The sequence below is a fragment of the Staphylococcus sp. acrmy genome (assembly GCF_022690565.1).
Classification (GTDB): domain Bacteria; phylum Bacillota; class Bacilli; order Staphylococcales; family Staphylococcaceae; genus Staphylococcus; species Staphylococcus caledonicus.
Window position 1 is genome coordinate 39431 of the sequence record NZ_JALCVE010000005.1, and the last position, 23850, is coordinate 63280.

The following is a 23850-nucleotide window of genomic DNA, read 5'->3' on the forward strand; positions in this document are numbered from 1 at the left end:
CTTTCAATGTTATTGAATTTTATAATTCAATTATTTTCTTATTTTTGAGAATTTTGTTATGATTTTCTTTCAATTAACAATAGAAAGGAAATGCTCATGAAAAATTTTAGGTGGAGCAATATTTTAAAAGGATTTGGTATGGGCACGTCGGATTTAGTTCCCGGAATAAGCGGAGGTACAATAGCCCTATTATTAGGTATTTACGATGGCTTTATTTCCTCAATAAGCGGACTATTTTCTAAAAGATTTTGGCCTAGTTTAAAATTTATACTTCCTATATTAATAGGTATGGGCTTAGCAATCGGGGTATTAAGTAACTTAATCAATTATCTATTAGAACATCATCATGTGGTAACTATGTTCTTCTTTACTGGATTAATTATCGGTATCATTCCCTACTTATTAAGAACTGCCCATGTTAAAAAGACATTTTCTGCTAAACACTACATTGTAATGATTATCGGAATCGCTATACTAATTGCAATAACTTTATTAAATTCAGGTGACCAAAGCGCAGACACATCACTTCATTTATCTTTTGGTCTTATTATTAAATACTTTATAGCTGGTGTATGTGCTTCTAGTGCTATGTTATTACCAGGAATTTCTGGTTCATTTATGTTATTAGTATTTGGTGCTTACGGAACAGTTATGTATGCAATATCAGATTTAGTTAAACTTAACTTTGACGGACTTCCACTACTTCTAATTGTAGGACTTGGTATTTTAACAGGTTTCTTACTTTCAAGCCGTATTATTAAGTATTGTTTAACACATTACTTTTACACTACATTCGCCTTAATTATTGGCTTCGTGGTAGGATCTATTTTTGCGGTTTTCCCTGGCCTACCAAGCTCAGCAACCGAGTGGATTATTTCTATTATCACTCTTGTTTTAGGCTTTATCGCAAGCTATGTTTTAGGCCAAGTAACAAGTAGTGTCGATACTCCAGAATAATATTTAGTTATAATTTAAAGGTCAACAAAGCCCAATTCTTTGTTGGCTTTTTTATATGGAAAATGTGAAGTGTTGAGTGGTTATAACATGAGTATGCATTAACACACGAGACGTTTAAACTTTCTCTTTATAAACACAAAAAAACGCATGTGCAATGCACATGCGCTCGTTCTATAACACGACTTTATTTATTGTTATCGCCTTTTACTTTATCGATTACATCATTAGCTTTGTCTTTTACATTATCGACAACTTCTTTAGCTTTACCTGATGCTTTATCGTTTTGACCTTCTTTTTCTAAATCTTTATTGTCAGTTGCGTTACCAACTGTTTCTTTAAGGTTACCTTTTGCTTGTTCAAATTTATCTTCAGCCATTTAAAATTCCTCCTTGGTAGACTGTCATTTACATAGATACTATACCCCGCCAAATTACTTATAAACATAAATAACAAAATATTTTAATTAAGCTCAACGGAAATATTCTACTAATAATATCATTTAGCACTATGCTACACTTAATCATAAGAAGGAGTTGAATATTATGAAATTTATAAATTTTAGTGCTATGACAGAAAATGGCTTAAATAAAAAAGTAAATAACTTTTTAGAAGAGCATCCTTATATTGAAATTATTAAGTTTGAGTATGCCGTCGCTCAAAACAAGTTTGGCGTCGGTATCCTCTATAGTGATACGAAAACGATTTAAAACATACTAAAGCTCCGTAGCCAATAAAATCACTACGGAGCTTATTTCAATATTTATTATTTAGCAGGTACAACGGCACCTTTGTATTTATCTTTGATGAAGTCTCTAATTTCTTTAGATTGTAATACTTCAACTAAAGCTTTTACTTTTTCATCGTCTTTATGACCTTTTTGAACGGCAATTAAGTTTGCGTAAGGGTTGTTGTTCGCTTTTTCAACTGCAATTGAATCTTTTTGAGGGCTTAAGCCTTGATCGATTGCATAGTTAGAGTTAATGATTGCTGCATCAACATCTTGGTTTTGATAGATTTTAGGTAGATATTCAGCTGATTGTTTGTTGTTAAATTTAATGTCTTTTTTGTTTTCAGTAATATCTTCAAATTTAGCGTCTTCAATTTTAACGCCTTTTTTAATTTTAATTAAACCTTCGTCAACGAAGAATTTTAAGAAACGACCTTGTTCAGCTGGGTTGTTAGACACGTAAACTGTAGCACCTTTAGGAAGGTCTTTTAAGCTTTTATATTTTTTAGAGTAAACAGCCATTGGTTCTAAGTGAACTTTACCAGCATCTTCAATTTTATAGCCTTTTTCTTTACTTTCTGTTTTTAAGTAAGGAACGTGTTGGAAGTAGTTAGCGTCAATTTCACCTTTATCTAATAATTTGTTTGGCGTAGTGTAATCATTGATTGTTTTGATTTCTAAGTCATAGCCTTTCTTTTTAAGTAAAGGTTTAGCTTTTTCTAAAATTTCAGCATGAGGCGCTGGCGATGCACCGACTGTAATTTTTTTATCTTTTCCACCATTGCCATTACCACAAGCTGCTAAAACGACTGTTAATGTAAGTACTAAAAATAGACTAAAAAGTTTTTTCATTCATTCCATCCTCTTTTCTTTAACGTTTGTCAATTTTATTTGTAATCCAATCCCCAATAAATTGAATTATAAATACAATAATTAAAATAAATACTGTTGAAACTAAAATGACATCATTTTGGTTTCGAGTAAAACCAGTTAAGTAAGCTAAGTTACCTAAACCACCGGCACCAATAACACCGGCAATTGCAGTAGAGCCAACTAAAGCGATGGCAGTAACTGTAATACCTGATACTAGCGCAGGCATTGCTTCTGGAATTAATACTTTACGAACGACTGTCCAAGTATTTGCCCCCATAGACCATGCCGCTTCAATAACACCTTTATCTATTTCTTTAAATGCAATTTCAACTAATCTTGCGTAGAATGGTGCTGCCCCAATAACTAAGGCAGGTAGCGCACCAGTCGGACCACTAATTGTTCCTAATAGGACACTTGTAAATGGAATTAATAACAAGATTAAGATGATAAATGGTATTGCACGGAACAGGTTAACAATGAACGACACAATACTATAGAACACTCTTGCGTCTGTAGAATTACTTTTAGCAGATAAGAATAATAACACCCCTAAAATTAGTCCAAAGATAAACGCAAAGATGGTAGACACAATCGTCATATAAAGTGTTTCGTAAATTGCTTGCCATACTTCTGGCCACTGAACATTAGGCATTGTGATCATCTCGTGGAAAATATCACCATAAGACTTATCCATGTTTAATCACCTCCACATTGACATGTTGCTGATGTAAGTCGTTTTTGAAATTTTCAAAATCTTTTTCCGCAATATGTGGGACGTGGATAACTAAGAATCCTAATGAACTACCACGCGTATTTTTAATATTTGCTTCAAGAATATTAAAATCAATATTATGTGTTTTAGTTATGTAAGAAATAACTGGTTCTGTAGTATTTTCACCATTGAAGTTAAGTCTTACGATGTAAGCGTCTGGATCTAAAGGCTCTAAATGTTTAATTGATTCTTCAAAATCATCATCTAAGTCTTCTTTTACAAAGCGTCTTGTCACTTCGTGTTGTGGATTTTCAAATACTTGAGTGACATTGCCTTGTTCAATCACGCGACCATTTTCCATTACTGCTACTTCATCACACACACGTCTGATTACATGCATTTCGTGGGTAATGATAACAATCGTTAAATTCTCGCGTTCTTTAATTTTCAATAATAAATCTAATATTTCATCAGTCGTTTGTGGGTCTAGCGCACTTGTGGCTTCATCACACAATAATACGTCTGGTTCATTGGCTAATGCTCGAGCGATACCTACTCTTTGTTTTTGACCACCAGATAATTCTGAAGGGTAAGCACTTTCTCTACCTTTCAAGCCAACTAATTCTACGAGTTCTAACGCTCTCTTTTTAGCTTTATCTTTTGAAAAGCCAGCAATTTCAAGTGGGAACATAATATTACGTAAGACGGTACGCGACCATAATAAATTAAAATGTTGGAAAATCATGCTTACTTTTTGACGTTTTTGTCGTAAGTCTGATTTAGACAATTTATTTATATTGTCACCATCAATAATGATATCGCCTGACGTAGGTTCTTCTAAATGATTGAACATACGCACTAACGTACTTTTACCAGCACCAGAGAATCCAATAACTCCGAAAATTGTGCCAGTTTCTATTTTTAAATCAACGTGATCAACAGCGAGTACATCTTTATTCTTTGTGTGATAACGTTTAACAACTTGATTCAACTCAATCACGTTAAATGCCTCCTTAAACCTTTATGTAATTAAAAAATGCTTTCCCCACTTTAGTCGGTGGAGAAAGCATTGAATCATCTTTCTCTCATCTTCTAAAGTGTGGCACTTTATGTGAATTGGCACCATTTCTATAATAAGACGGTTGCCGGGCTTCATAGGGCACATCCCTCCACCTCTCTTGATAAGAGTTTTCGCACTATTTAATTAATTTATATCCTACCATTGCACTCTAGTTTCGTCAACAACTATTTTAAATTTTCTAACAAATAAGGAACCGATTGAAAAGCATAAATTCTATCGGTTTCCTGATCTTTGTTCATGACTATGAGTACAGGCACAGACATAATTTTATTTTTTTCACTAAATTCTGGATGATAATTTAAATCTATCTTCTTAATTGGTAACTGTAAAATTTCATTCGCTATATCTAACATCCGTTCTGAAATTTTACATGTTCCACACATTGGTGTGTAACCAAAAATTAAATGTTTATCTTTATTATAATGTTCACTAATATCTTCAATTTCTATAGAATTATTCATGCATAATTACTAACCTTTCAGTTCTTAAATTAGGAATTAGACTTTTTTCTTTACGAACTGTAAAGCCATGTTTACTTAATACGTGAGCAAGATAGTTCTTAGGGCATCGTGCTACTTCACAATACGTTTTATCCACGTAGATGTGTTCACTTTCACTAAGATAACGTTTAAACCATTTTCTAATCTTCTCGCCTTCATTATCCGAATCTGCTAACACATACACTTGCTTATCATATAAAGTTTCAATCATATCGTCTAATTTATCGATACTCATTGTACCATGTGTGCAAATGATATTCACAGGTTCAGCAACGACTTGTTGTACTCTCTTCTTATCAGATTTACCTTCAACAATAATAACCTTATTTAAAATTGCCATGTTCATCCACCTTCTAAGTCGATAATAAACAATCATTTACTTCTTCACAGAAACTCAAAAAGCTAAACATTTATTATAATTCAATACTTTTGAAAATGAGTAAAAATATAAAGCTAAGACATTATTAGTTAGAACAACACGCCATAAAATATAAGATAAAACAAAAATTAAGCTATTTATGTATAGCTATAAGTACAATTTTATATTTAAAGGTTTAATACAAAACCTAATTTTCCAGAAATAAAAAACTCCCAGATATATAATCAAGGAGTTTAAGTAAATTATTCACCAATCATTTCTTTATATTGATCAGCAGATAATAATTCGTCTAATTGACTTTCATCGCTAAGTTCAACTTTAACCATCCATGCTTTTTCGTATGGTGATTCGTTAACGAACTCAGGGCTATCTTCTAATTCGTCGTTAGTTTCAACAACTTTACCAGATACTGGCGCGTATAATTCAGATACTGTTTTAACTGATTCTACACTACCAAATGTGTCCCCTTCATTAATTTCATCATCAACGTCTGGTAATTCAACGAATACGATATCACCTAATTCACCTTGTGCGTATTCAGTGATACCGATTGTTGCAGTGTTGCCTTCAACTTTTACCCATTCATGTTCTTTTGAATATTTAAATTCGCTCGGTACTGCCACGAAAATCCCCTCCTAAAAATAATTACAATTTAATGATGCCATACCGTTAAGTTTCATTCAACTATTAATATAAAAATTCGAATAATTTATAAAATTAAAATTTGTAAATTTAACCTATAACCACGTTTCTTTATATTGGTCTTCTTTGAAACCTAAAGTAATTTTTTCGCCTGAAATAGCTAATGGTCGTTTAACCAACATACCATCAGAAGCTAATAAATCTAACTTTTCATCTTTAGATAAATCTTTCAATTTATCTTTTAGGTTTAATTCTCTATATTTTGCTCCGTGTGTATTAAATAATTTATTTATTTCAACACCTGTTTTATTGATAATTTCTTCAAACTCTTTTTTAGTAGGCGTGTGTTGAACAATGTCGATAGGTTCATAACTTACGCCGTGGTCATCTAAAAATTTTGCAGCCTTCTTGCAAGTCGTGCAATTTGAATATTGATAAAATTTAATCATGCAGATGTAACCTCCTAATTAGACTTATCCTAAATATATCAGATAATTTATGGAAACGCTCTATCTTTTAAGCTTAATTTTTCAAATAAAGTAATAATTTAGTTATAATACCTTTAGCATTTATTAAAAAAGGAGCGTTATATATGGAAAGTATTAATACAAATGAACAATTTAACTCTACAATTCAAAGTGATAAACCTGTTATCGTGAAATTTGAAGCAGGTTGGTGCCCTGACTGTAAAGCGATGGATATGTGGATTGATCCAATTATGGAGAAATATAATGACTACGAATGGTATACAGTTAACCGTGATGAGTTAGAAGATGTTGCGGCAGATAACGATGTAATGGGTATTCCAAGTTTATTAGTTTTTGAAAATGGTAACAAACGTGCACATTTACATTCAGCAAATGCTAAATCTCCAGAACAAGTTGAATCGTTCTTAGACGAAACATTTAATAAATAAAGAACACAACTCACAAATCCAATAATATATGAAAAGTTAGGATCCTTGTATATCAGGGTCCTAGCTTTTTTTACATTTAATATTCAGAAACTAGATTTTTATTTTTACGAGGTGCTTTTGTTGGCACATCTTCTAAATCAGTTAAGTAGAGTAATCCAGCAATAGCTTCGTCGCCCTTAATTCCATATACTTTACGTACTTTAGGGTCGAAGATATATGGTGGAGTCTTCCAGCATGTGCCAATGCCTTTTTCATGTAATAACAACATTAAATTTTGAGCATAGGCACCCATCGCAAAGAAATTCTCACTATTTTGGCGTTGTCTTGGATCAGTTTTAACTACTAATACCAACATTCCGCCTAATTTAGTTACATTGTTATAATGATCTTCTTGTTTTTCAGGACTATTTGGAAATGCAAAATACGTTACATCTCTACTCATTTCTCCTAATTTCTCTTTAGGTATATGAATAAATCTCCATGGTTCTCTCATTCCATGGTTAGGAGCATCAGTAGCTTTCTCAATAGCCTCAAATAAGTCATTATTATCTATCGTCATATCATGTTTAAATTTCTTAATACTTCTTCTTGAAGAAATTGCTTCTTGTAGTTCCACAATTATCGCTCCTTCATATTGATAACTATTATCAATTATAAAGCCTCACACTACTAAATTCAAATAGTTCCTACGTATTTTCGTAAAATGCCAACTGCTCTTTTAACGCTTTTACATGAATTTGACCTGGTGCTTGTGGCTCACCTAAACATCCATAAGATATAGAACCTCCAAACACGCCTTGTGCAGTTCGGCTAACTAATCCTAAATCAGACATTGAAATACCTATCATGCGACAACTCACTGCATCCACGCTAGAAGCCATCGCTTCCAATAGAATAGCCACATCTTCTCGAGAATTAGGCATAACCGCAATTTTAATAAAGTTAGGGCTCAACTGATGCATTTTATAATAAATAAATCTTAATTCATCTATACCAGGCGTTTCTGAAAAATTATGATACGACACTATAACCTGTTTATAATTTTGTTGTGCCAAACGAACGATATCACGAAGTGTTTGAGGTGGTATATCGCTATCCCACTCTATATCAAGCATATGGAAGTCATCTACTATGGCTATGTCTCGTAATAGTTCAAGATAATCTTCAGATGACAAGTTCCCTTTACCGCCTTGAGATGCGGTACGATATGTCACTAAAACTTTAAAGTCAGAATCTACTTGTTTTAATAAAGAAAGATTTTGTCTTAACAACTGAAGATGATGATGTGCCCATTGATCTATACGTAATTCAATAATGTCTATATTCGATTCATGTTCCTTAATATCATCAATAGTTGTATTTTCGAGTAATCCCTCTGGCGCTATGGTTGCAGCTACATCTACAGTTGTCATGGGTTTCCCTACTTTCTTAGTATAATTTGTTTATATTTTAAACTATTGCACTACTCTAGCCAATCAATGTGAGCAATACTTTTCAAAAAATAAATTTAAATATGGTTTAAAAATTGTAAGTTGGGTAAACAATAGTTGTATTAGATTTATAGGAGGTAATAATAATGGCAGTTCAATATGAAACAAAAGCGACAAACGTTGGTGGACGTAAAGGACATGTACACACTGACGATAAAGCAATCAACGCAGATGTATTACCACCACAACAAGCGGACGGCAATGCGACAAACCCTGAACAATTATTCGCAGCAGGTTATGCTTCATGTTTTAATGGTGCATTCGACCTTATCTTAAAACAAAATAAAGTTCGCGATGCTGAACCTGAAGTAACATTAACAGTACGTTTAGAGGACGATCCAGATGCAGAAAGTCCTAAATTAAGCGTAGCAATCGACGCAAAAGTTAAAAACGTCTTATCTCAAGAAGACGCTGAAAAATATTTACAAGATGCACACGAATTTTGCCCATACTCAAAAGCAACTCGTGGCAATATCGATGTAGACTTAAACGTTCAAGTAGTAGACTAATATAGCTTTTACTTGTAATTTAATATATTTAGAGGGACAGAAAGATTCTTGGAATTTTTCTGTCCCTTTTTTTGTATATTTTGCGATTTTAAGTTATTCTATAAATACAGTAATTAAAAAACTTTATAAAACATTTATACTTATAGAAATGGAAATCATTTTACATAAATTGTTTTTTACTCTATCAAATTTTCTTTTATTAAATTTTAAATTTTCGAGTACTAATCATTTAGATTAAAGTTATCTGTTTTATGAGGAGGATAAAATGGCAGAAATAAGAATATTAAACACAAATGATTTAGATGACTATACCTCATTATTATCAAGCAATTCACATACTTATTCTTGGGATAAACTATATTTAGAACACGTGACACACGATTGTCTTAATTATATTTTATCTCCAGAAACTGACTATTGGAATATCTTTGGAAGTTTTAAAGATAATGAACTTGTCGCTTGTGTGACACTTCGTCAGCTGAAACAAGTAGGAAGTCAACATAAAGCAATGATTGAAAATTTATTTTTAAAAGATAAGGAAGAGGAAGATTCAGTTCGCGACTTAATACGTGAAGTGATTGAATTCGCTAAATCTCGTGGTGTGGAAAAACTAATGACTAGTGTAACTTCTAATAACATTAGTGGTAAGATATTCTTCTCTTCTTTAGGGTTTGAAACATTAGGCTTAGAAACTAAATCAACTAAAATTGGAGACGAATACTTTGATGTGCATTGGTTACAACATGATATGGTTTAAATATCAGTAAATAATGCAAAAACTATTTCCCCGTTTTATAAATGCCTTTAACTATTATCCACGTAAGTTGTATATTTTACATTTTAATTTTTAGAAAATTAGCATTTTATTATATTGTTTATTCATTTAATAAATATGCTCCTTACAAAGTGATTAGATGTTCACGTCAACTTTGAAAGGAGCATAATATTAGCTATATTTTCAGTTATTACTCTGCAATGGGATCTACTTTTTCAATTAATTTAAATTGATGATGGTTGTATTCAAATTTTAGAATATGACAATTTCCGATAAAATAATCATTTCCTGCGCTAACCCCTATCCATTTTCCTAAAAAAGCGTGAATCGCTGTTCCGTGCAACACGGCTAAAACCGTATCGCTATTTGATTTCTCCATAATATCAATTAGCGTACGATTCAAACGTGTTTCAACCTCTTGATGAGTTTCTCCACCGAAAGGTACTAAGCGTTCGCCAAATATATCTTCACTTTCCCACAAAGCATCAAGTAATTGCTTACTATCCCCTTCGAATAGTCCAAAACTCCATTCTTTAAGTCCTTTTACCCGTTGATATAACGTATTAGGTACTGCATTCTCTAACGTATCACAGGCGCGTTCGGAACTTGAAGCATATAAATGATCGAAGATGATATTGTTATTTTTGAAATATTGTCCTGCTTTTTGAGCTTGGGAAATTCCTAATTCGGTTAATGGAGAGTCGCTGGCCCCCTGTACTTTGCCTCTTAAATTAAACATTGTTTGTCCATGTCTCATTAAATAAAGTGTTTTAGACATTGATTGCACCTCATTTTTAGATAAAAAAGCTTATGCTTAAGATAACTTTTTCATTTTACTAACTATTAAAACTCTCGGTTTCATAATTATTTATTCATATAATAGTATACATTAATAGCTTAATTTTCAAAAAGTAGAAAAAAGAAAATCGCGAAGAAGTAGTTTTATCCCGAATGTGTTGGGTATAAAGATTATAGGATTTGGAATCACTAAAGGAGTGTTAATTATGAGTGATTATAATGAATATAATTATGTCAATCCTAATAAACTCTCATTAGATTGGGAATGTTTAATAGTTAGTAAAACAGACATGGTACTTGATGGCGTTCCTAATGAACTTATTAATTCATGGATGGACAGAGAAATTATTCAGCCTTTTTCAATAAAAAATAATGAAATTAATTTCAGAACAAAAGATGTATGGGATGCGCTTAACACCCAAAATTGGTATTAATATTTCTTAAATTAATTTATATAAACTAATCGCTCTATTGGCGCTTTCAATAATTTGATGGTCTACGTAGTTAGACATAACGTAAGCTCTTATAGCTTTGTTGTTTTGCTCGTGCTTTGGAAATTGGCAATCATTAGCGATATAGTTCGCTAATCTTCCAAGAGGCGTATCATCATTTATAAAACCTATAATAAAATCATAAAATGTCATAATTATCCTCCTTAGTATCTCTAGCTGGGGCTTTGGAAACGTTGATTGTTAAAACATATAGGATTACTCGTAATTATATGTAAATATTTTGGTATATTCAATAAAATCAATCTATGTGGAAATGTTGATTATTGTTTATTACTTAAATATATAATGCAAAACTATTTGCTATTTAAAATAATTAAACCATTTAATTTTTAAATAAGCACTAATTTATTTTTTGCTAAATGTGACATTTTTGTGAACTTTATCTATTTGTATATTTAGTTTAAAATTGAATTATTTATACTAATTGTCGAATTTCACTATTTACAATTCTTCGATTGTGGCTAGGATTTATTAAAACAATGTCGTACTGTCGGTTTAGACTTGGTCTAAGCAGGCAGTTTTTTTATATTTTTATAGTTAAAGACATTATTGTTACTAAACGAATAACTCATTTTACCTTTAGAAAATAAGTGATATTATTAAATTAAAGATTTTACTTAAAATGAGGAGAGACCTATGAAAATAAATAAAATATTTTGGCTTAATATTTTTATGACAATTTTATTTTTAGGTTTTAATGTTATCGTCACCTACTATCCTGAATTAGACGATTATTTCTGGCTCGTACCAGAACTAGTAATCAGTGGCATAGCCATCATTTTAAGTTTAACTATTGCTATAATGTGTAAGAATCTTATTAATGAAATCATTTTTCTAGTTAATGTGATTTTACTGTTATATTATGTATATCCATTGATATACACTTTTTTCTAAATTAACCATTAGGAGGCTTGGAACATGAGTATGCATTTAACCATTTTATTATGGCTGGGTATCATTTTCGTAGTAGCAGCCTCAATTATATTAGGCTTATTACTTAAATCTAAAAAAGAAGAACGCAAAGAATCATATTTAGGTTTTACAGTGATCTTTTACATTTTCGGCTTTGCATTACTGATTTATGTGCTAATATTTGGCGTATTATAACCTTCATTTTTGAAAATGAGCTAAAAGGCTTGTTTAATTTTGTCGGAGTGAGAGTATGAAATCTTTAAAATTACATTAGATTTCTATCTTGCTCTTTTTTTATTTATTGAATATAAGTGTTCTTTTAGATAAATTAGTAAATATCAAGTTTTAAAAAACTAGGGAGACATACATTGAAATTCATAAGAACCTATATATACAAAGTTGTACTTATCATGCTACTTACTTTCTTGTTTATCTCGCCACTAACTGAAGCTAACTCTGACTACTCAGAACTTACTACCACTACTAACGATGACTTTGATTTAAAACCAGGTGACATTATCCTCACAAAAGGCCCTGTGTTATTCGGATTTTTTGGTCACTCTAGCATTGCCCTTGATCATGACACTGTATTACAAATTGAAGGGCCTGGCGACAAACCTATTACCGAATCTTTCGAATCGTTTAAACAAAGATTTGGTGAAGGTGAAGACGATTGGATTAAAGTTTATCGTTGTGCTAAACCCGGAGCTGGTCAAAAAGCGGCCGATTGGGCTAAAAATCATTATAAAGATAGCGATAAAACCTATTTAGTAACATTAAATCTTAAAAGCGAGCGCTTTACATACTGTACAAAAATTATTTACCAAGCATATAAATATGGCGTAAGCAAAAATGCAATTAATGATCATGGATTGCTCATTATTTCACCTTATGCCTTAGTCGATAATTTTACAGATGAGTATCAATTAAAATTAGTTAAAAAATATTGAGGTTGAGAGATTAGTAGCTCAAGTTTTTAATCTTGAGTAATTATCTCCAACCTCTTTTTCTATTTAGCCTTTTAAACCGTCTCTTTAAAGTAATTTACAAAAAACTCATTTTCTTCTAATAAATCAATATAAGAAATAGAACTAAATGGGATGATACGCGTACAATTCTTTAATGGATAAATGATAATTTCATTTTCGTAATCTACATGAATATCGTTCTCTAACACTATCTTCTTAGAACCAAATACAATCGCAATTGCTTTGAAATCATTGTTATTAAAGTACTTTTTCAAAATTTCCTTTTTCATTCATATCACATCCTATTCACTTCATATTTATCATATCTATGTAAATAAACCGTGAAGTGAATGTGTGATTTATGTAAACGCTTTTACGATATTTTATAAATTTATAAAGATTTATGTAATTATTTTATAGTAAAATAATAATATCTGGTGAACAAGGAGAGATTAAATTGAAAAAAGTTTTATTTACATTATTTTTAAGTTTTTTAGTATTAACAGGATGCAGTCAAGTTGAGGACACCAAAGATAATGGTAACGATGATAAAAAGTCTAACTCAAAAACTACTTCTTCATCTGATTCAAAAGAACAAAAATCTTCTAATAAGAAAGAAAACAGTAAAAAAGAGAACAGTAAGAAAGATGAGGATAAAAATCAAGCATCATCAAATACTAATGATGACAAACAAAATCAACAAGAGAATGTAAATACCTCAAATAATGAGAACGAAAGTAATAATTTACAAAACACTACTAAAGTAGATGTAAGTAATATTACTGACCGTGCCACTTTAGCTTCGATCATTAATAGTAATAACTATTCAGAATCTGATAAAATTCTTGCATATAATAGTGCAGTTTCAAATGGTGTGATACCTCAAGAGAATGTCATGGAAGGACCAGCAAGTGCAGCTTATGCTAGCTCATTACGCGTAGAAAGCGGAAAAGAAAAATCAGTTTATGAACGTAGCCAAGATAATTCTAATGTTTCTTCTCAAGATAATGAAAATCAAGATCCTAATGCTGAAATTAATGCTGCCACGACTGAAGATGAATATGTAGATGCGTTACGTAAAAAATATCATGGTGGTTTATCGTCAGCTGAACTCCAAACTAAAACTGCAATAGAGCAAGGATATTATGATGGTGATGATGCCGACGAAGTATATAAAACAATTCAAGAACGAGAGCAAGATATAGCAAACGGCAAATATGATCAATATAAACAATAATTATCTTTAAAAGAAGTGCGAATTTAATAGCACTTCTTTTAATTTATATTTTTTCTCATTTGATAAAGATAGAAAGGCTTTTTATTTATTTCGCCTATTATTTCAAAACCTTGTTTTTTGTATAAATTTAATGCTTTCTCATTATCTTTAACTACGGTTAATGATATTTTACTATATCCCGCTTCTTTGGCTTTATTTTCCGCAAAATTCAATAATTTTTGTGCGACGCCTTTATCTCTAGCATTAGGCATAGTGGCTAACATGCTTATATGGTAGTCGCCTTCTTCCCCTTCATCCATTGTTACTAAAGAATAAAATTTCTTTGGATGTTTAAAAATAGAAAGAAATGGTCTAAGTTTATTCATTGAAATAATTTGAAATACTGTGGGTGTCATTCTTTCTTCTATCTCTGTTAAAGGCCCACACGTTATCGCGCCAAGCACTTCATTATTTTGAGTAGCTACATATGATATATCATGACTAAATCGATTTGCGCGATTTTCCCATAACTGTTGTAAATCAGCCTCAATAGCCTTATCTTTATACGTACCAAGTATAACTTCGGCCATGTCATCTATAGCAGCATAGGTTAATTTGCCACCTTCTTTATGTTGAGGTTGTGCTGCTTCTATTTGAATATTACTCATTTAAATATCTCCTATTGTATTATTAACTTTATTTTTGAAAAACAAACAATATTTGAGCTCTTTAATAAAATAACTTATAATGTAAAAGCTAATTTATAAATGATTAATTTAAATTTATTCCCCTACTAAATAAGGATATAAGGAAGGTCCTATGAAAAATAGAAAAAATTGGTATTCAAAGTTATATTACCTATTTATCATTTTATTGATAATCGGTGTAGTCCTTGTCGCATTTGTCATTTATAAAACTCGCGAAGAAAAGAAAAACCATTCTTCAGATTACTATTCCAATTTTCAAGATTTAAAAAAACATACAACTGAAGGTGAAGATTGGAGAGTTAGAACTAAAAACAGAAAGAACAACCATATATTGATTACTGCAATTCATGGCGGCGGTATTGAACCAGGTACTACTGAATTAGCACGCCGTATTTCAAATATTGGAAAATATGACTACTACACCTTTGAAGGGCTTCTTCCTGATCATAATGAACAACTTCATATCACTTCGACCGTATTTGACGAACCTACATTATTAAAAATGTTAAAGCATACAGATGAAACAATATCGATTCATGGCTATGCTGGTGAAGACCCTATCGTCTATGTTGGGGGCAAGGATAAGAAACTAGCTAATTCCATTAAAAGTTCTCTTAAAGATAAAGGCTTTACAATTCAAAAAAGTCCTAAAGGTGTCGAAGCAACCTCAGATGAAAATATTATCAATAGACATAACGATAACGGTGTTCAACTCGAATTAACTACCGGACAAAGAGCACTATTTTTCAAAAATAAAAACCTAGATCAAAAAACCAGAAGCAATTACGACAACTATACAAAGACATTCTACAAATTTGCAAGAGCCGTTGATGAAGGTATTAAAGATGCACAATAAATCAATATTACCCCATCAATTCTCTAAGTAAAGACGTTTTTTTAACCTATAAAATGGGGTATAACTAATTAATTATGAGGGAGGAATTTCAATGTTAGATGAATTAACAAAAGAACAAAAATATACAATCGCAAAATTTTATAAATTGTATATGGAACGTTCTAATAGCGGGCAAAGCGAACATGAAGCTAATGATTTTAAAGATAGTATTATAGCTCAAGATGACTATTTTTGCGATAGAGAGTATAGCGACTTTTTAGAAAACTGCAAAGTATTCATTGACTACGGCTATTTAGACGGAAAAATTTCGGCAGATAGAATTGATAATATTAAAGTAACTAATAAAGCTTTTACAGAAATTGAAAGAAGCTTTAATTAGGATTAACCCTCTTACTACGTTAGAATGACGCTGACGTAGTTTTATTTTTGAAGAAAAGGTGAATATATGAATAACTGGAAAATAAATAACCACTCACAAAGACGTTTAATGATTCAAGAAAATAATAATGAAATTTCCATAGTTGAGCCACTAGATAATGGCGCTTTTAGAATTTTAGCAGAAATTAATTTAAACACTCAATCTGAACAAACCCACATTTATGATGACACTTTATATGTTTCTGCTAGTGAAGAAAATGAAGAATTGAACATTTTCGATAAGACACATAGTTAATAATGTAAATATTCTATCCCCCTATTTACACAATTGTTTTCAAAAATTAATTAGATGTTAATTACACATTAATATTTATTGTTTTATAAGTATAGTACAATATAATTAATGATTTAAAATAAACGGAGGTAAGATATGGATAAAATGTTGTTCTACATAGGCATGGCTCTTTTACTGATAGCATTCATAATCATTTTATTCGCTATTGTTGCGGTTTTTAAAAATAAGAATTACTTAAAATACTTTGCAATGGCTATTACAATTATCCTATTAAGTATGCTGGCTCTAGGTATTCATAAAATGATTGAAAGCAATAACCCATCTACGAACAAAGCTGTAGAAACGAAAGATAAAAAATCACATGAGGACAAGTCATCTAAAGACAAGGATAAGGACAAAGATAAAGACAAAGACAAAAATGATTCAAAAGATGATGATAAATCCAAAGATAATGAATCATCCGAAGACAATAGTAGTGTTGAAACTCAAGAAGAACAAAATAGCACACAAGATAATGGTAGTGAAGAAAATGCAACACAAGAACAACAGCCTACTCAAGAGCAACAACCAACGAACGCCCAATCTACTTATCAACAAAATGACGGCCAAGGCCAGTCTAATGGCGATTTAAATAACCAAAATAGTAATCAAAACACTGCTGAACAAAATACTAATAACCAAAACACAAATCAATCTAATAATACTGGTCAAACTTATAATCAAACAAGCGAAACTACAAATAATAATACTGGTAATAATAATAGAAATGACGATGCTTCAACAGAGAACAATACAAATACTGATGATCAATCGTCTAACTCAGAAATTCAAACATATTCAGCTAATAGTAGCGAAGACAACCAAAGTAGTGAAGACACAACGGGCTCAACTCAGGAAAGTACAACTCCTGAATCTACTCAAAATGGAAATAACGCTAACTAATTAAAGCATGAAAACAGGTAGGCTCACCTACCTGTTTTTTTATGCTTTATGTCTGTTTTTTTAACTTTAATAATAACTATTGAATATTAAATAAAATGTGTCATACTTAAAATATAATTATTTGAATATTCCAATATTATTTTTTAACAAAGGGTGACATTATGAAAAAAGTAGCTTTTATTTTACTTTCAAGTTTTCTATTATTAGGGGCGTGTAGCCACGATAAAGACTCAGTAGAGCCTGTGAAGAAAAGTACACATAAAAAGGATAATCCGAAAGCTCATAAAGATAAGGGCGAAACTGGACGTACTGAAGGTAAAAAAATAAATAACAACTAATTTTAATTAAAAAACAAGCCCATAACCATGCGATTATGGGCTTGTTTGATATATTCAACTTATTTATGCAGTGCGTACATTTTTCCCATGAATTAAATAATATATAAAGAATGTAACTACTAAAACTGCTGCCATAATAAGATACATATTACTAATACCTACTTTATGAACAAAGCTTCCTAATAGATATGGTCCAAAACCTAAACCAAGATCTAAACCAATAAAGAATGTTGAAGTTGCTCGTGCAATTTTTTCTTTAGGCACAACTTTAACAGAAACAGATTGTGATGTAGAAGTAAGGTTACCATAACCTAAACCTAATATTGCACCGCTTAGTAATAACATCCATGATGATTGGGAGTTAGCTAAAACAACAAAGCATATGATATAAAATATGATACTAGGATAAATTACATAGTTTTCATTTTTATTGTCCATTAATCGACCACATATCGGTCTTGAGATAATTGAAATGATAGCATAGACAATAAAGAAATAACTAGAGGCAGTCACTAAATCCCTTTGTGCAGCAAATGGATTCATGAAATTTAAAATTGAAGAGTATGTTAAACCAGAAACGAAAACAACGATAGCAATTGGAATTGCTTCTTTAGCTACGAATTGAGAAATGTGGAAACCTTTCTCTTCTTTAGAAAGTTTAACTGTTTCAAATGGCACTTTCATAATTAATGCAATGATAAGTGATATAGCACTTAAAATTAAATTAAGGCCGAAAATAACTTCAATACTAAAATCTTGTAATAAAAGTAAACCTAAGAATGGCCCAACTGCAGCTCCAAGCACCATACTTAAACTAAATAAACTAATACCTTCCCCTTTTCGTGATTGAGGAGTGATATAACCAGCTATTGAACCGGTAGATGTTGTACAAACACCAAATGAGAACCCGTTTAAGATTCTAACTAATATTAAAAATCCTACTGAAGTTTCTACAAAATAAAAAGCACTTGTTATAGTAAATAACGTTGCCCCAATAATTAATACTGTTTTAGGCCCTAAACTGTTGACATATTTCCCCATGATAAATCTACCAAATAGTGAACCTACGATAAATAATCCAGCTACGAGCCCCGCCGTACTCTCAGACGCGTTGAATTGCTGTTGTGTATATCCAGCTATTATAACTATTAACAAATACATATTTAAATTAACTAGAAAGTTAACTATAAAATTTAATACGAAACTATTCGTCCATATTTTTTCTTTTTCATCTATATTCGTTGCCAAATTATCACCCTTTCTTTTCTTAGAACACTATCAATTTTCTCTCTAAATTGACTAAATGTAAAATTCCTATTATCATATACGAGTTATAATAAATAAGTTATAAGCAGGTGATAATATTAATAAAGAATTGCTTTTTATAGATACGCTTATTAAAGAAGGATCCTTTTCCAAAGCTTCAAATAAACTATACGTTTCTCAACCCTACTACAGCAATTACATAAAAAATATTGAAACCTCTTTAGGCGTAACGCTTTTCAATAGAAAGAAGAAGCCACTCATCTTGACTACTGAAGGTGAAATTTATTATGAATATTTGAAAGATATTGATCTCATGTATTTGAAAATGACTCAAAAACTGACTAATATTTCAAATTACGACTCTGGCTTTTTAAGAATTGGTACTAACCCAACTTTAGCGTCACATGTTTTACATAAAGTGTTGCCTGCATTCACACAAAAATATCCTAAAATTAAAATTGATTTAATTGAGGGAGATACTAAAGATTTAGAAAATAAATTACTAGATAATAAAATTGATATTTGTTTTAACACCTTGCCTTTATGGAATTCAAGTATCGATTATGCCGAGCTTTATGCAGAAAATATATATCTGGTTATCTCGTCACAAAATATATTGTATAAAGATCTCGATAATCTGACGTTAGATCAAATTATGAGTTCAATTAATCATCAAAAGTTTATTATGCTTAAAGATAGGTATGGATTACGGAAGTTGTTTTACAATATCTTGAAATACTATGAGATTAGTCCAAATGTGACTATCGAGACTGTGAGTATAGACACTGCCCATAAGCTCGCATTATACAGTGGCTCATTCACTTTTATTCCAGAAACATCTGTTACAGATACAAGTAATGTTAAATATTTAAAAATGCCTGAGCAATTTAAAAATCGCGTAGTCTTAGCTTTTAAAAACAAAGACTTATTATCAAAAGCTAGCACAAATTTCGTCGATTTTTCTAAAAACCACATTTTTAATTAGTAATTTATGAGGTAAGTATCCGGGTACGCTAATTCGCCTTTTCATTTAAATTAAATACTAAAAAAATAGACGTATTTGTGTTTAAAAATTGCACAAATACGTCTATTTTGTTTGATAAAAACAAATTTATTTTCAACTGTAAATATTGTAAAATACACTTTATTTTTCTCCGATAAATTATATAATAAGATTATAATTTTAAAATTTTAAAAAGTATCATGATTTCTGCTTAGTCCACAGTAGGTAAAAACTATGATCTAAGAGTTAAAGTAATAGGTCTTATAAACCTTTTTATAAGATAAGCTGTAATTTAATAAGTAAATGATATTTACATATAATAAGATAATTCAACGTCTTTTACATATGTTCAAATATAAAATTTAATAAGGAGGATATTAAGGATGAAAAAGTTGCTTTATATTTTGTTAGTAGGAGTTCTAATTTTAGTTGCTTGTGGTAAAAATTATGAAATTAGTGATGTAATAAATAAATTTAAAAGTGAAAGTTTAAGTGTAAAAAATCTAAGAACAATGAAACACAAAGATTTCGGAATGGCTCCTATGAAATCTGAAGATGCAAAAATATTTACAGTGGAAGATAACAAAAATGCTAGAATATTTAAATTTAAAAATAAAAAAGATTTAGAAGAAACGAAGAAATATTATGATGAATTAGGAAAATCTAGTGCAATATTTTATTCATATGTTTATGCTAAAGATAATATGCTAATTCAGATGAATGGCGATATTGATGATAATGTATTTAATAAATATAAAACGGCAATGGACAAAACCTTAAAATAATTTTCAACACTTTTATTAACATCTATATTAATCTAATAAAAAATTACAATGCTAAAGTTATTTTAGATTTGTAATTAAAAACAATGTATTTTATATCGCTTCGTATTTGTAACTAACTTTAGATGCTTTTCTTCAAGTTCATAATTGTAATAGTTCATTAAAAAGGGTAAATAAAACCGTACTTTCTTCTCTAGTCAACATTGGTAAAGAATGACGATAGAAATCTTTGAAATTACATTAGATTTCTGTCGTCATCCCCTATTTTTTATCTCTTGAATTTATTCGCCGAAATTCCTACTTTTGGAGACAGTTTGTCGGTTTTACACTGAATAAATAATCAATGCCTTAGCCTCAATAAACATTAAATATCAGGATTTCCTATATCTTTAACTCTTATGAATATGCATAACGCGAATAAGAGTACTATTGAGAACCAATGAAAAATTAAATAACTCCCTATTAATATAGTTAAGGTAATTACTAATGTAGCTAGTATTGTAGTCATCATTGCTAAAAATAAGTTACTCTCATCGTTTCTAAAAATAGAGACATTAAAAAAAATTTAGCAATATAGGGCGTTATTACAAACCATACAGTTTTATAAATATAAAAAGTAATAAATAAATATATGATAGCACCTAATAATTCCATATTAGACCTCCAATATAATCAGTCTAAAACTATTGTTATCTTGATAAATAAAAACAAACTATCCCTTTAATTCAGGTTAAAATAATTAATCATCGCATCGCTTATTCTTTTACATGCTTTTCTATCAGAATATTTATATAGATGATCTAAATTATTCTTATACTTTTTAGACATTTTAGTAATTAGTAATTCTTTAATTAAATCTTTTTGGTTAGTCATTACTTCTCCCGGCAACAATTTTGTTGATTCTGACATGAAATCGTCGTTTACAATAGTTTCTGGTCTAAAATACACGACTTTTTTATGCATTAATGCAAAATCTAACCCCACACTAGAATAGTCAGTAATTAAAACTTGATATTCAGCTAATAAATCTTTTACATCATGATTTTGATCTGTAAGTACTTCGACAAATTCAGAAGAAAAAAGATGACTAAATACTTGGAAGTTTCTATGTAAATATAAAGATATTTTATACCCTTTTTCCTCGACTAATCTTTGCAATTCAGGATTATTAATTAATTGTTGAAATTCTTTATAATAATTCGTTCCCATAAACCTTTCATCTGAATATATATTTAAACCAGTACGCCACGTTGGCATAATTAAAATTTTCTTCCGATTTTTAAGTTTTTTAATTATATTCTTTCTCTCTTTAATAACATCATCAAATCTCGGCAATCCTGTTAAAATAATTTCATTTCGTTCAAAACCATAATCTTGATGAACTAATTCTTTTTCTCTCTCTGAAGACACGACAAATAAATCTGCCACTTTGTCTTCTCCATTTCTTCCATATAGTTTACTGACATCTTTAGAGCCAATGATCCCGTGTTGTAAAAAGACTCTATTTTTCTGATTAATTATTTTTTCTGCTTTATTTGTTTGAAAAGGTAATAAATAATTGGCACTATGTGAATGACATATGACATCAACACTATTTACAATCTCTATATTCTTTCTCGATTTATAATAAATAATATGTTCCTCGTATCCTTTTAAATTATCTAAATCATTACTACGAGAACTTATTAAATAATAAATATTAAATTTTTGAGAAAGATGTTTCACTAACCATTTAAAATATATTAATCCATTTTCTTGAGCTTTCTCAGGATATTCCATGCAAACAATGTTTTTCTTACCATTATCATTAAGTTTTATGTAATTTTGAGATATGAAATCATTGTAAGTATCTTTAGGTATTGGAATAAGGCGCATTGAGAGATTTCCATAAGTGGTTGGATAAGGTCTACAAAGTAACATAAACTCTTTATCATACGTTAACCAATTTTCATCATTAACGTTATATTTATTTTCTAAAGGAAACTTTAATCTTGTGTAATATTTAGAAATTTGCATTTCTTCTATTTGGTAATTAAAACAAATGTCATAAATATCAGAATTATAAATGTAATCTGGGATGCGATCCATAAATAGTTCTTTCAATTCATCTAACTTGAAAATAAGGTTCGCTGTAACATTATAAATATGATTATTTTTACTAATATCTACTATCTGACCAATTGTCTTAATCTCAGTTTCTTTATTTCTAACTTTAATTTTCCCTTCAATAGAGATAGGCTTGTAAATACTACAGTGGTAATTAATTTGAATAATTAAAGTATTATTTTCTACTTTCGCTTCTTTTATGCATCCATCATTATGATAAAAATTTAATATGCTTGGCTTTTTGTTGTAGATCACGCTAAGTTTATTTTCCTTTGTTACATATATATAGTACATGGACTTGTTATGCTTAATAACCGTACTCTCAAACTTAAATATATCATCGGATAAGATTAAATCTTCCCCATTTTCATTTTTAAAAGTTAAAGGAAAATTTTTTACTTTTAATAATTCTTCTAAATCTTTATATTTAATTACAAACTCATCTTCTTCTCGTGAAAATACTTTTTTACTATGATTGTTTTCTAATATCAATTTAGATTCTTGTAGTTTTTTTATAATAAAACTGTTGTTTTCTACGTTTATTTCCATCCGCTCATCCCCTCCTTTTTGAACATGAATATAAAAGATAATTTTACATTCATTTTAATGTCGGACTATATTCTATAAAAATAATTATACGTCACAGAATTAATTTTTAGTATATTTTATATTGCTTCAATATGTTTATTAGCTATATGATAAAAAAACACCACGCTAAGGTGGCGTTTGATAGAGATTATCTCAAAGTATTAATATGTTTATTATGATTTGAATATTATTATTTTACTGGCTCTGATTGCTTTATCAAATCCAAGGTAATTAATTCATTTCTACCCGAATTATAAGCTTTATCCCAAGCAGTCCCGGTTTCATGAGTCTTTTCGACCATCTCCCAAGCTGTATAGTTATCATACTCATCTATTACACTTTTAATTAATTGACTTATATATTCTCCATCTTTTTCTCTAAAAATTTTATATGTTATAGGTGTAATTGCTTCATCTGTTATTTTATAAATTGATTGACTATCGTTTTCTAAAAGTAACTCTCTTTTACCTTTATATTTTGTATAAACCTCTTTAACGACTGGGCCATAATCAAATGCTAAAAAAGGTTCTTTAAATAACCTTTTTTGTGTTTGTAAAATATATCTTTCATAAATAATGTAAAGCAATTTTTGTAATTTAAGGGGGATGTAGGTTTCAACATT

The 23850-nt window shown here is 30.1% G+C and carries 34 protein-coding genes and 1 riboswitch; of the genes, 17 read left to right on the forward strand and 17 right to left on the reverse strand.

The genetic code is table 11. The annotated features are described in order from the left end of the window. The first annotated feature begins 96 nt into the window (after positions 1–96). Entirely contained in the window at positions 97–957 is an 861-nt protein-coding gene (gene popT, locus FH144_RS06435; protein ID WP_242314492.1) for a polyprenyl-phosphate transporter PopT, read from the forward strand. 184 nt (positions 958–1141) lie between these two features. On the opposite strand, the gene FH144_RS06440 is transcribed toward popT, so the two are convergent. Next, on the reverse strand, positions 1142–1333 hold the full coding sequence (locus FH144_RS06440; RefSeq protein ID WP_107507402.1) for a CsbD family protein: 192 nt from the start codon (positions 1331–1333) through the stop codon (positions 1142–1144). Positions 1334–1499: 166 nt separating this feature from the next. Here FH144_RS06440 and FH144_RS06445 point away from each other — a divergent pair, with 166 nt between their 5' ends. Further along, complete coding sequence (locus FH144_RS06445) at positions 1500–1664, forward strand: hypothetical protein (RefSeq protein ID WP_242314494.1); 165 nt, start codon at positions 1500–1502, stop codon at positions 1662–1664. A 56-nt stretch (positions 1665–1720) separates the two neighbouring features. Here the strand turns inward: FH144_RS06445 and FH144_RS06450 are convergent, their stop codons facing one another. The 7 genes from FH144_RS06450 to FH144_RS06480 all read right to left on the reverse strand — a co-directional run bounded on the left by FH144_RS06450 (position 1721) and on the right by FH144_RS06480 (position 6320). Beyond that, positions 1721–2536 carry a MetQ/NlpA family ABC transporter substrate-binding protein gene (locus FH144_RS06450; RefSeq protein ID WP_198611004.1) on the reverse strand — a complete coding sequence of 272 codons (816 nt, stop codon included), beginning with the start codon at positions 2534–2536 and terminating at the stop codon, positions 1721–1723. Positions 2537–2555: 19 nt separating this feature from the next. Beyond that, positions 2556–3251, reverse strand: coding sequence for a methionine ABC transporter permease (locus FH144_RS06455; protein WP_242314496.1), 696 nt, complete (start codon positions 3249–3251; stop codon positions 2556–2558). Continuing rightward, positions 3244–4269 carry a methionine ABC transporter ATP-binding protein gene (locus FH144_RS06460; protein WP_242314498.1) on the reverse strand — a complete coding sequence of 342 codons (1026 nt, stop codon included), beginning with the start codon at positions 4267–4269 and terminating at the stop codon, positions 3244–3246. The genes FH144_RS06455 and FH144_RS06460 overlap by 8 nt, the downstream gene beginning before the upstream one ends. Positions 4270–4351: 82 nt before the next feature. Further along, a riboswitch (SAM riboswitch) is annotated at positions 4352–4457 on the reverse strand. 57 nt (positions 4458–4514) lie between these two features. Next, positions 4515–4811 carry a thioredoxin family protein gene (locus FH144_RS06465; RefSeq protein ID WP_107507398.1) on the reverse strand — a complete coding sequence of 99 codons (297 nt, stop codon included), beginning with the start codon at positions 4809–4811 and terminating at the stop codon, positions 4515–4517. Beyond that, complete coding sequence (locus tag FH144_RS06470) at positions 4804–5190, reverse strand: toprim domain-containing protein (protein WP_103167034.1); 387 nt, start codon at positions 5188–5190, stop codon at positions 4804–4806. The genes FH144_RS06465 and FH144_RS06470 overlap by 8 nt, the downstream gene beginning before the upstream one ends. Before the next feature lie 281 nt (positions 5191–5471). Next, complete coding sequence (gcvH, locus tag FH144_RS06475) at positions 5472–5852, reverse strand: glycine cleavage system protein GcvH (protein ID WP_107506208.1); 381 nt, start codon at positions 5850–5852, stop codon at positions 5472–5474. A gap of 114 nt (positions 5853–5966) precedes the next feature. Next, positions 5967–6320, reverse strand: coding sequence for an arsenate reductase family protein (locus tag FH144_RS06480; protein WP_242314499.1), 354 nt, complete (start codon positions 6318–6320; stop codon positions 5967–5969). A gap of 143 nt (positions 6321–6463) precedes the next feature. Between FH144_RS06480 and FH144_RS06485 the strand changes: the two genes are divergently transcribed. Then, positions 6464–6787, forward strand: coding sequence for a thioredoxin family protein (locus FH144_RS06485; protein ID WP_107507396.1), 324 nt, complete (start codon positions 6464–6466; stop codon positions 6785–6787). Between the two features lie 76 nt (positions 6788–6863). On the opposite strand, the gene FH144_RS06490 is transcribed toward FH144_RS06485, so the two are convergent. Both FH144_RS06490 and aroD read right to left on the reverse strand, forming a co-directional pair. Beyond that, complete coding sequence (locus FH144_RS06490; RefSeq protein ID WP_242314501.1) at positions 6864–7403, reverse strand: nitroreductase family protein; 540 nt, start codon at positions 7401–7403, stop codon at positions 6864–6866. A 70-nt stretch (positions 7404–7473) separates the two neighbouring features. Continuing rightward, the gene (aroD, locus tag FH144_RS06495) at positions 7474–8199 is read right to left on the reverse strand and encodes a type I 3-dehydroquinate dehydratase (RefSeq protein WP_242314503.1); all 726 of its coding nucleotides are present in this window, start codon (positions 8197–8199) and stop codon (positions 7474–7476) included. Positions 8200–8363: 164 nt separating this feature from the next. Between aroD and FH144_RS06500 the strand changes: the two genes are divergently transcribed. Together FH144_RS06500 and FH144_RS06505 are read left to right on the forward strand one after the other, a co-directional pair. Further along, positions 8364–8786 (forward strand): organic hydroperoxide resistance protein, encoded by a 423-nt coding sequence (locus FH144_RS06500; RefSeq protein ID WP_242314505.1) that lies wholly within the window; start codon positions 8364–8366, stop codon positions 8784–8786. A gap of 265 nt (positions 8787–9051) precedes the next feature. Continuing rightward, positions 9052–9543 (forward strand): GNAT family N-acetyltransferase, encoded by a 492-nt coding sequence (locus FH144_RS06505; RefSeq protein WP_107507392.1) that lies wholly within the window; start codon positions 9052–9054, stop codon positions 9541–9543. Between the two features lie 208 nt (positions 9544–9751). Here the strand turns inward: FH144_RS06505 and FH144_RS06510 are convergent, their stop codons facing one another. Next, positions 9752–10339, reverse strand: a complete 588-nt coding sequence (locus FH144_RS06510) for a histidine phosphatase family protein (RefSeq protein ID WP_242314507.1) — start codon at positions 10337–10339, stop codon at positions 9752–9754. A gap of 226 nt (positions 10340–10565) precedes the next feature. Between FH144_RS06510 and FH144_RS06515 the strand changes: the two genes are divergently transcribed. Further along, on the forward strand, positions 10566–10793 hold the full coding sequence (locus tag FH144_RS06515; protein WP_107507390.1) for a hypothetical protein: 228 nt from the start codon (positions 10566–10568) through the stop codon (positions 10791–10793). A gap of 6 nt (positions 10794–10799) precedes the next feature. On the opposite strand, the gene FH144_RS06520 is transcribed toward FH144_RS06515, so the two are convergent. After that, positions 10800–11003, reverse strand: a complete 204-nt coding sequence (locus tag FH144_RS06520) for a sterile alpha motif-like domain-containing protein (RefSeq protein WP_107507389.1) — start codon at positions 11001–11003, stop codon at positions 10800–10802. Between the two features lie 504 nt (positions 11004–11507). On the opposite strand from FH144_RS06520, the gene tsaA reads away from it, so the two are divergent. The 3 genes from tsaA (at position 11508) to lnsA (ending at position 12733) form a co-directional block, all read left to right on the forward strand. Continuing rightward, positions 11508–11765 carry a type II toxin-antitoxin system antitoxin TsaA gene (tsaA, locus tag FH144_RS12110; protein ID WP_423585904.1) on the forward strand — a complete coding sequence of 86 codons (258 nt, stop codon included), beginning with the start codon at positions 11508–11510 and terminating at the stop codon, positions 11763–11765. A 24-nt stretch (positions 11766–11789) separates the two neighbouring features. Next, positions 11790–11978: a type II toxin-antitoxin system toxin TsaT gene (tsaT, locus tag FH144_RS06525; protein WP_103167556.1), complete on the forward strand. Its 189-nt coding sequence runs from the start codon at positions 11790–11792 to the stop codon at positions 11976–11978. 215 nt (positions 11979–12193) lie between these two features. Next, positions 12194–12733, forward strand: coding sequence for a lipoprotein N-acylation protein LnsA (gene lnsA / locus FH144_RS06530; protein WP_242314741.1), 540 nt, complete (start codon positions 12194–12196; stop codon positions 12731–12733). Between the two features lie 71 nt (positions 12734–12804). On the opposite strand, the gene FH144_RS06535 is transcribed toward lnsA, so the two are convergent. After that, positions 12805–13041 carry a hypothetical protein gene (locus tag FH144_RS06535; protein ID WP_242314509.1) on the reverse strand — a complete coding sequence of 79 codons (237 nt, stop codon included), beginning with the start codon at positions 13039–13041 and terminating at the stop codon, positions 12805–12807. Positions 13042–13208: 167 nt separating this feature from the next. On the opposite strand from FH144_RS06535, the gene FH144_RS06540 reads away from it, so the two are divergent. Then, a complete protein-coding gene (locus FH144_RS06540) occupies positions 13209–13988 on the forward strand; it encodes a hypothetical protein (RefSeq protein ID WP_242314511.1) in 780 nt (259 codons plus the stop codon). 38 nt (positions 13989–14026) lie between these two features. Here the strand turns inward: FH144_RS06540 and FH144_RS06545 are convergent, their stop codons facing one another. Continuing rightward, complete coding sequence (locus FH144_RS06545; RefSeq protein WP_242314513.1) at positions 14027–14635, reverse strand: GNAT family N-acetyltransferase; 609 nt, start codon at positions 14633–14635, stop codon at positions 14027–14029. A gap of 151 nt (positions 14636–14786) precedes the next feature. Between FH144_RS06545 and FH144_RS06550 the strand changes: the two genes are divergently transcribed. The 5 genes from FH144_RS06550 (at position 14787) to FH144_RS06570 (ending at position 17483) form a co-directional block, all read left to right on the forward strand. Next, the gene (locus FH144_RS06550; RefSeq protein WP_242314515.1) at positions 14787–15530 is read left to right on the forward strand and encodes a poly-gamma-glutamate hydrolase family protein; all 744 of its coding nucleotides are present in this window, start codon (positions 14787–14789) and stop codon (positions 15528–15530) included. Positions 15531–15621: 91 nt separating this feature from the next. Further along, positions 15622–15909 carry a hypothetical protein gene (locus tag FH144_RS06555; RefSeq protein ID WP_242314518.1) on the forward strand — a complete coding sequence of 96 codons (288 nt, stop codon included), beginning with the start codon at positions 15622–15624 and terminating at the stop codon, positions 15907–15909. Positions 15910–15975: 66 nt separating this feature from the next. Beyond that, positions 15976–16203, forward strand: a complete 228-nt coding sequence (locus FH144_RS06560) for a hypothetical protein (RefSeq protein WP_107507519.1) — start codon at positions 15976–15978, stop codon at positions 16201–16203. A 135-nt stretch (positions 16204–16338) separates the two neighbouring features. Further along, positions 16339–17145 carry a hypothetical protein gene (locus FH144_RS06565; protein WP_242314520.1) on the forward strand — a complete coding sequence of 269 codons (807 nt, stop codon included), beginning with the start codon at positions 16339–16341 and terminating at the stop codon, positions 17143–17145. 161 nt (positions 17146–17306) lie between these two features. Beyond that, a complete protein-coding gene (locus FH144_RS06570) occupies positions 17307–17483 on the forward strand; it encodes a hypothetical protein (RefSeq protein ID WP_167409759.1) in 177 nt (58 codons plus the stop codon). 63 nt (positions 17484–17546) lie between these two features. On the opposite strand, the gene FH144_RS06575 is transcribed toward FH144_RS06570, so the two are convergent. Next, entirely contained in the window at positions 17547–18731 is a 1185-nt protein-coding gene (locus tag FH144_RS06575; protein WP_242314522.1) for an MFS transporter, read from the reverse strand. Positions 18732–18858: 127 nt separating this feature from the next. On the opposite strand from FH144_RS06575, the gene FH144_RS06580 reads away from it, so the two are divergent. Together FH144_RS06580 and FH144_RS06585 are read left to right on the forward strand one after the other, a co-directional pair. After that, the gene (locus tag FH144_RS06580) at positions 18859–19734 is read left to right on the forward strand and encodes a LysR family transcriptional regulator (protein WP_198610991.1); all 876 of its coding nucleotides are present in this window, start codon (positions 18859–18861) and stop codon (positions 19732–19734) included. Between the two features lie 401 nt (positions 19735–20135). After that, a complete protein-coding gene (locus FH144_RS06585) occupies positions 20136–20537 on the forward strand; it encodes a hypothetical protein (RefSeq protein ID WP_242314523.1) in 402 nt (133 codons plus the stop codon). Between the two features lie 717 nt (positions 20538–21254). On the opposite strand, the gene FH144_RS06590 is transcribed toward FH144_RS06585, so the two are convergent. After that, positions 21255–23189 carry a CDP-glycerol glycerophosphotransferase family protein gene (locus tag FH144_RS06590; protein ID WP_242314525.1) on the reverse strand — a complete coding sequence of 645 codons (1935 nt, stop codon included), beginning with the start codon at positions 23187–23189 and terminating at the stop codon, positions 21255–21257. A gap of 229 nt (positions 23190–23418) precedes the next feature. Beyond that, positions 23419–23814: a Panacea domain-containing protein gene (locus tag FH144_RS06595; protein ID WP_242314527.1), complete on the reverse strand. Its 396-nt coding sequence runs from the start codon at positions 23812–23814 to the stop codon at positions 23419–23421. Positions 23815–23850 lie beyond the last annotated feature (36 nt).

Bases quoted from the DNA above. Each gene is read 5' to 3' on its own strand.
- FH144_RS06465 (WP_107507398.1), bottom strand. From the start codon at position 4,811: ATGAATAATTCTATAGAAATTGAAGATATTAGTGAACATTATAATAAA.
- FH144_RS06440 (WP_107507402.1), bottom strand. From the start codon at position 1,333: ATGGCTGAAGATAAATTTGAACAAGCAAAAGGTAACCTTAAAGAAACA.
- FH144_RS06445 (WP_242314494.1), top strand. From the start codon at position 1,500: ATGAAATTTATAAATTTTAGTGCTATGACAGAAAATGGCTTAAATAAA.
- FH144_RS06550 (WP_242314515.1), top strand. From the start codon at position 14,787: ATGAAAAATAGAAAAAATTGGTATTCAAAGTTATATTACCTATTTATC.
- FH144_RS06570 (WP_167409759.1), top strand. From the start codon at position 17,307: ATGAAAAAAGTAGCTTTTATTTTACTTTCAAGTTTTCTATTATTAGGG.
- FH144_RS06535 (WP_242314509.1), bottom strand. From the start codon at position 13,041: ATGAAAAAGGAAATTTTGAAAAAGTACTTTAATAACAATGATTTCAAA.
- FH144_RS06520 (WP_107507389.1), bottom strand. From the start codon at position 11,003: ATGACATTTTATGATTTTATTATAGGTTTTATAAATGATGATACGCCT.
- FH144_RS06515 (WP_107507390.1), top strand. From the start codon at position 10,566: ATGAGTGATTATAATGAATATAATTATGTCAATCCTAATAAACTCTCA.
- FH144_RS06555 (WP_242314518.1), top strand. From the start codon at position 15,622: ATGTTAGATGAATTAACAAAAGAACAAAAATATACAATCGCAAAATTT.
- popT (WP_242314492.1), top strand. From the start codon at position 97: ATGAAAAATTTTAGGTGGAGCAATATTTTAAAAGGATTTGGTATGGGC.
- FH144_RS06585 (WP_242314523.1), top strand. From the start codon at position 20,136: ATGAAAAAGTTGCTTTATATTTTGTTAGTAGGAGTTCTAATTTTAGTT.
- FH144_RS06590 (WP_242314525.1), bottom strand. From the start codon at position 23,189: ATGGAAATAAACGTAGAAAACAACAGTTTTATTATAAAAAAACTACAA.
- tsaT (WP_103167556.1), top strand. From the start codon at position 11,790: ATGAGTATGCATTTAACCATTTTATTATGGCTGGGTATCATTTTCGTA.
- FH144_RS06510 (WP_242314507.1), bottom strand. From the start codon at position 10,339: ATGTCTAAAACACTTTATTTAATGAGACATGGACAAACAATGTTTAAT.
- tsaA (WP_423585904.1), top strand. From the start codon at position 11,508: ATGAAAATAAATAAAATATTTTGGCTTAATATTTTTATGACAATTTTA.
- FH144_RS06480 (WP_242314499.1), bottom strand. From the start codon at position 6,320: ATGATTAAATTTTATCAATATTCAAATTGCACGACTTGCAAGAAGGCT.
- FH144_RS06565 (WP_242314520.1), top strand. From the start codon at position 16,339: ATGGATAAAATGTTGTTCTACATAGGCATGGCTCTTTTACTGATAGCA.
- aroD (WP_242314503.1), bottom strand. From the start codon at position 8,199: ATGACAACTGTAGATGTAGCTGCAACCATAGCGCCAGAGGGATTACTC.
- FH144_RS06485 (WP_107507396.1), top strand. From the start codon at position 6,464: ATGGAAAGTATTAATACAAATGAACAATTTAACTCTACAATTCAAAGT.
- FH144_RS06455 (WP_242314496.1), bottom strand. From the start codon at position 3,251: ATGGATAAGTCTTATGGTGATATTTTCCACGAGATGATCACAATGCCT.
- FH144_RS06505 (WP_107507392.1), top strand. From the start codon at position 9,052: ATGGCAGAAATAAGAATATTAAACACAAATGATTTAGATGACTATACC.
- FH144_RS06500 (WP_242314505.1), top strand. From the start codon at position 8,364: ATGGCAGTTCAATATGAAACAAAAGCGACAAACGTTGGTGGACGTAAA.
- FH144_RS06450 (WP_198611004.1), bottom strand. From the start codon at position 2,536: ATGAAAAAACTTTTTAGTCTATTTTTAGTACTTACATTAACAGTCGTT.
- FH144_RS06545 (WP_242314513.1), bottom strand. From the start codon at position 14,635: ATGAGTAATATTCAAATAGAAGCAGCACAACCTCAACATAAAGAAGGT.
- lnsA (WP_242314741.1), top strand. From the start codon at position 12,194: ATGCTACTTACTTTCTTGTTTATCTCGCCACTAACTGAAGCTAACTCT.
- FH144_RS06560 (WP_107507519.1), top strand. From the start codon at position 15,976: ATGAATAACTGGAAAATAAATAACCACTCACAAAGACGTTTAATGATT.
- FH144_RS06470 (WP_103167034.1), bottom strand. From the start codon at position 5,190: ATGGCAATTTTAAATAAGGTTATTATTGTTGAAGGTAAATCTGATAAG.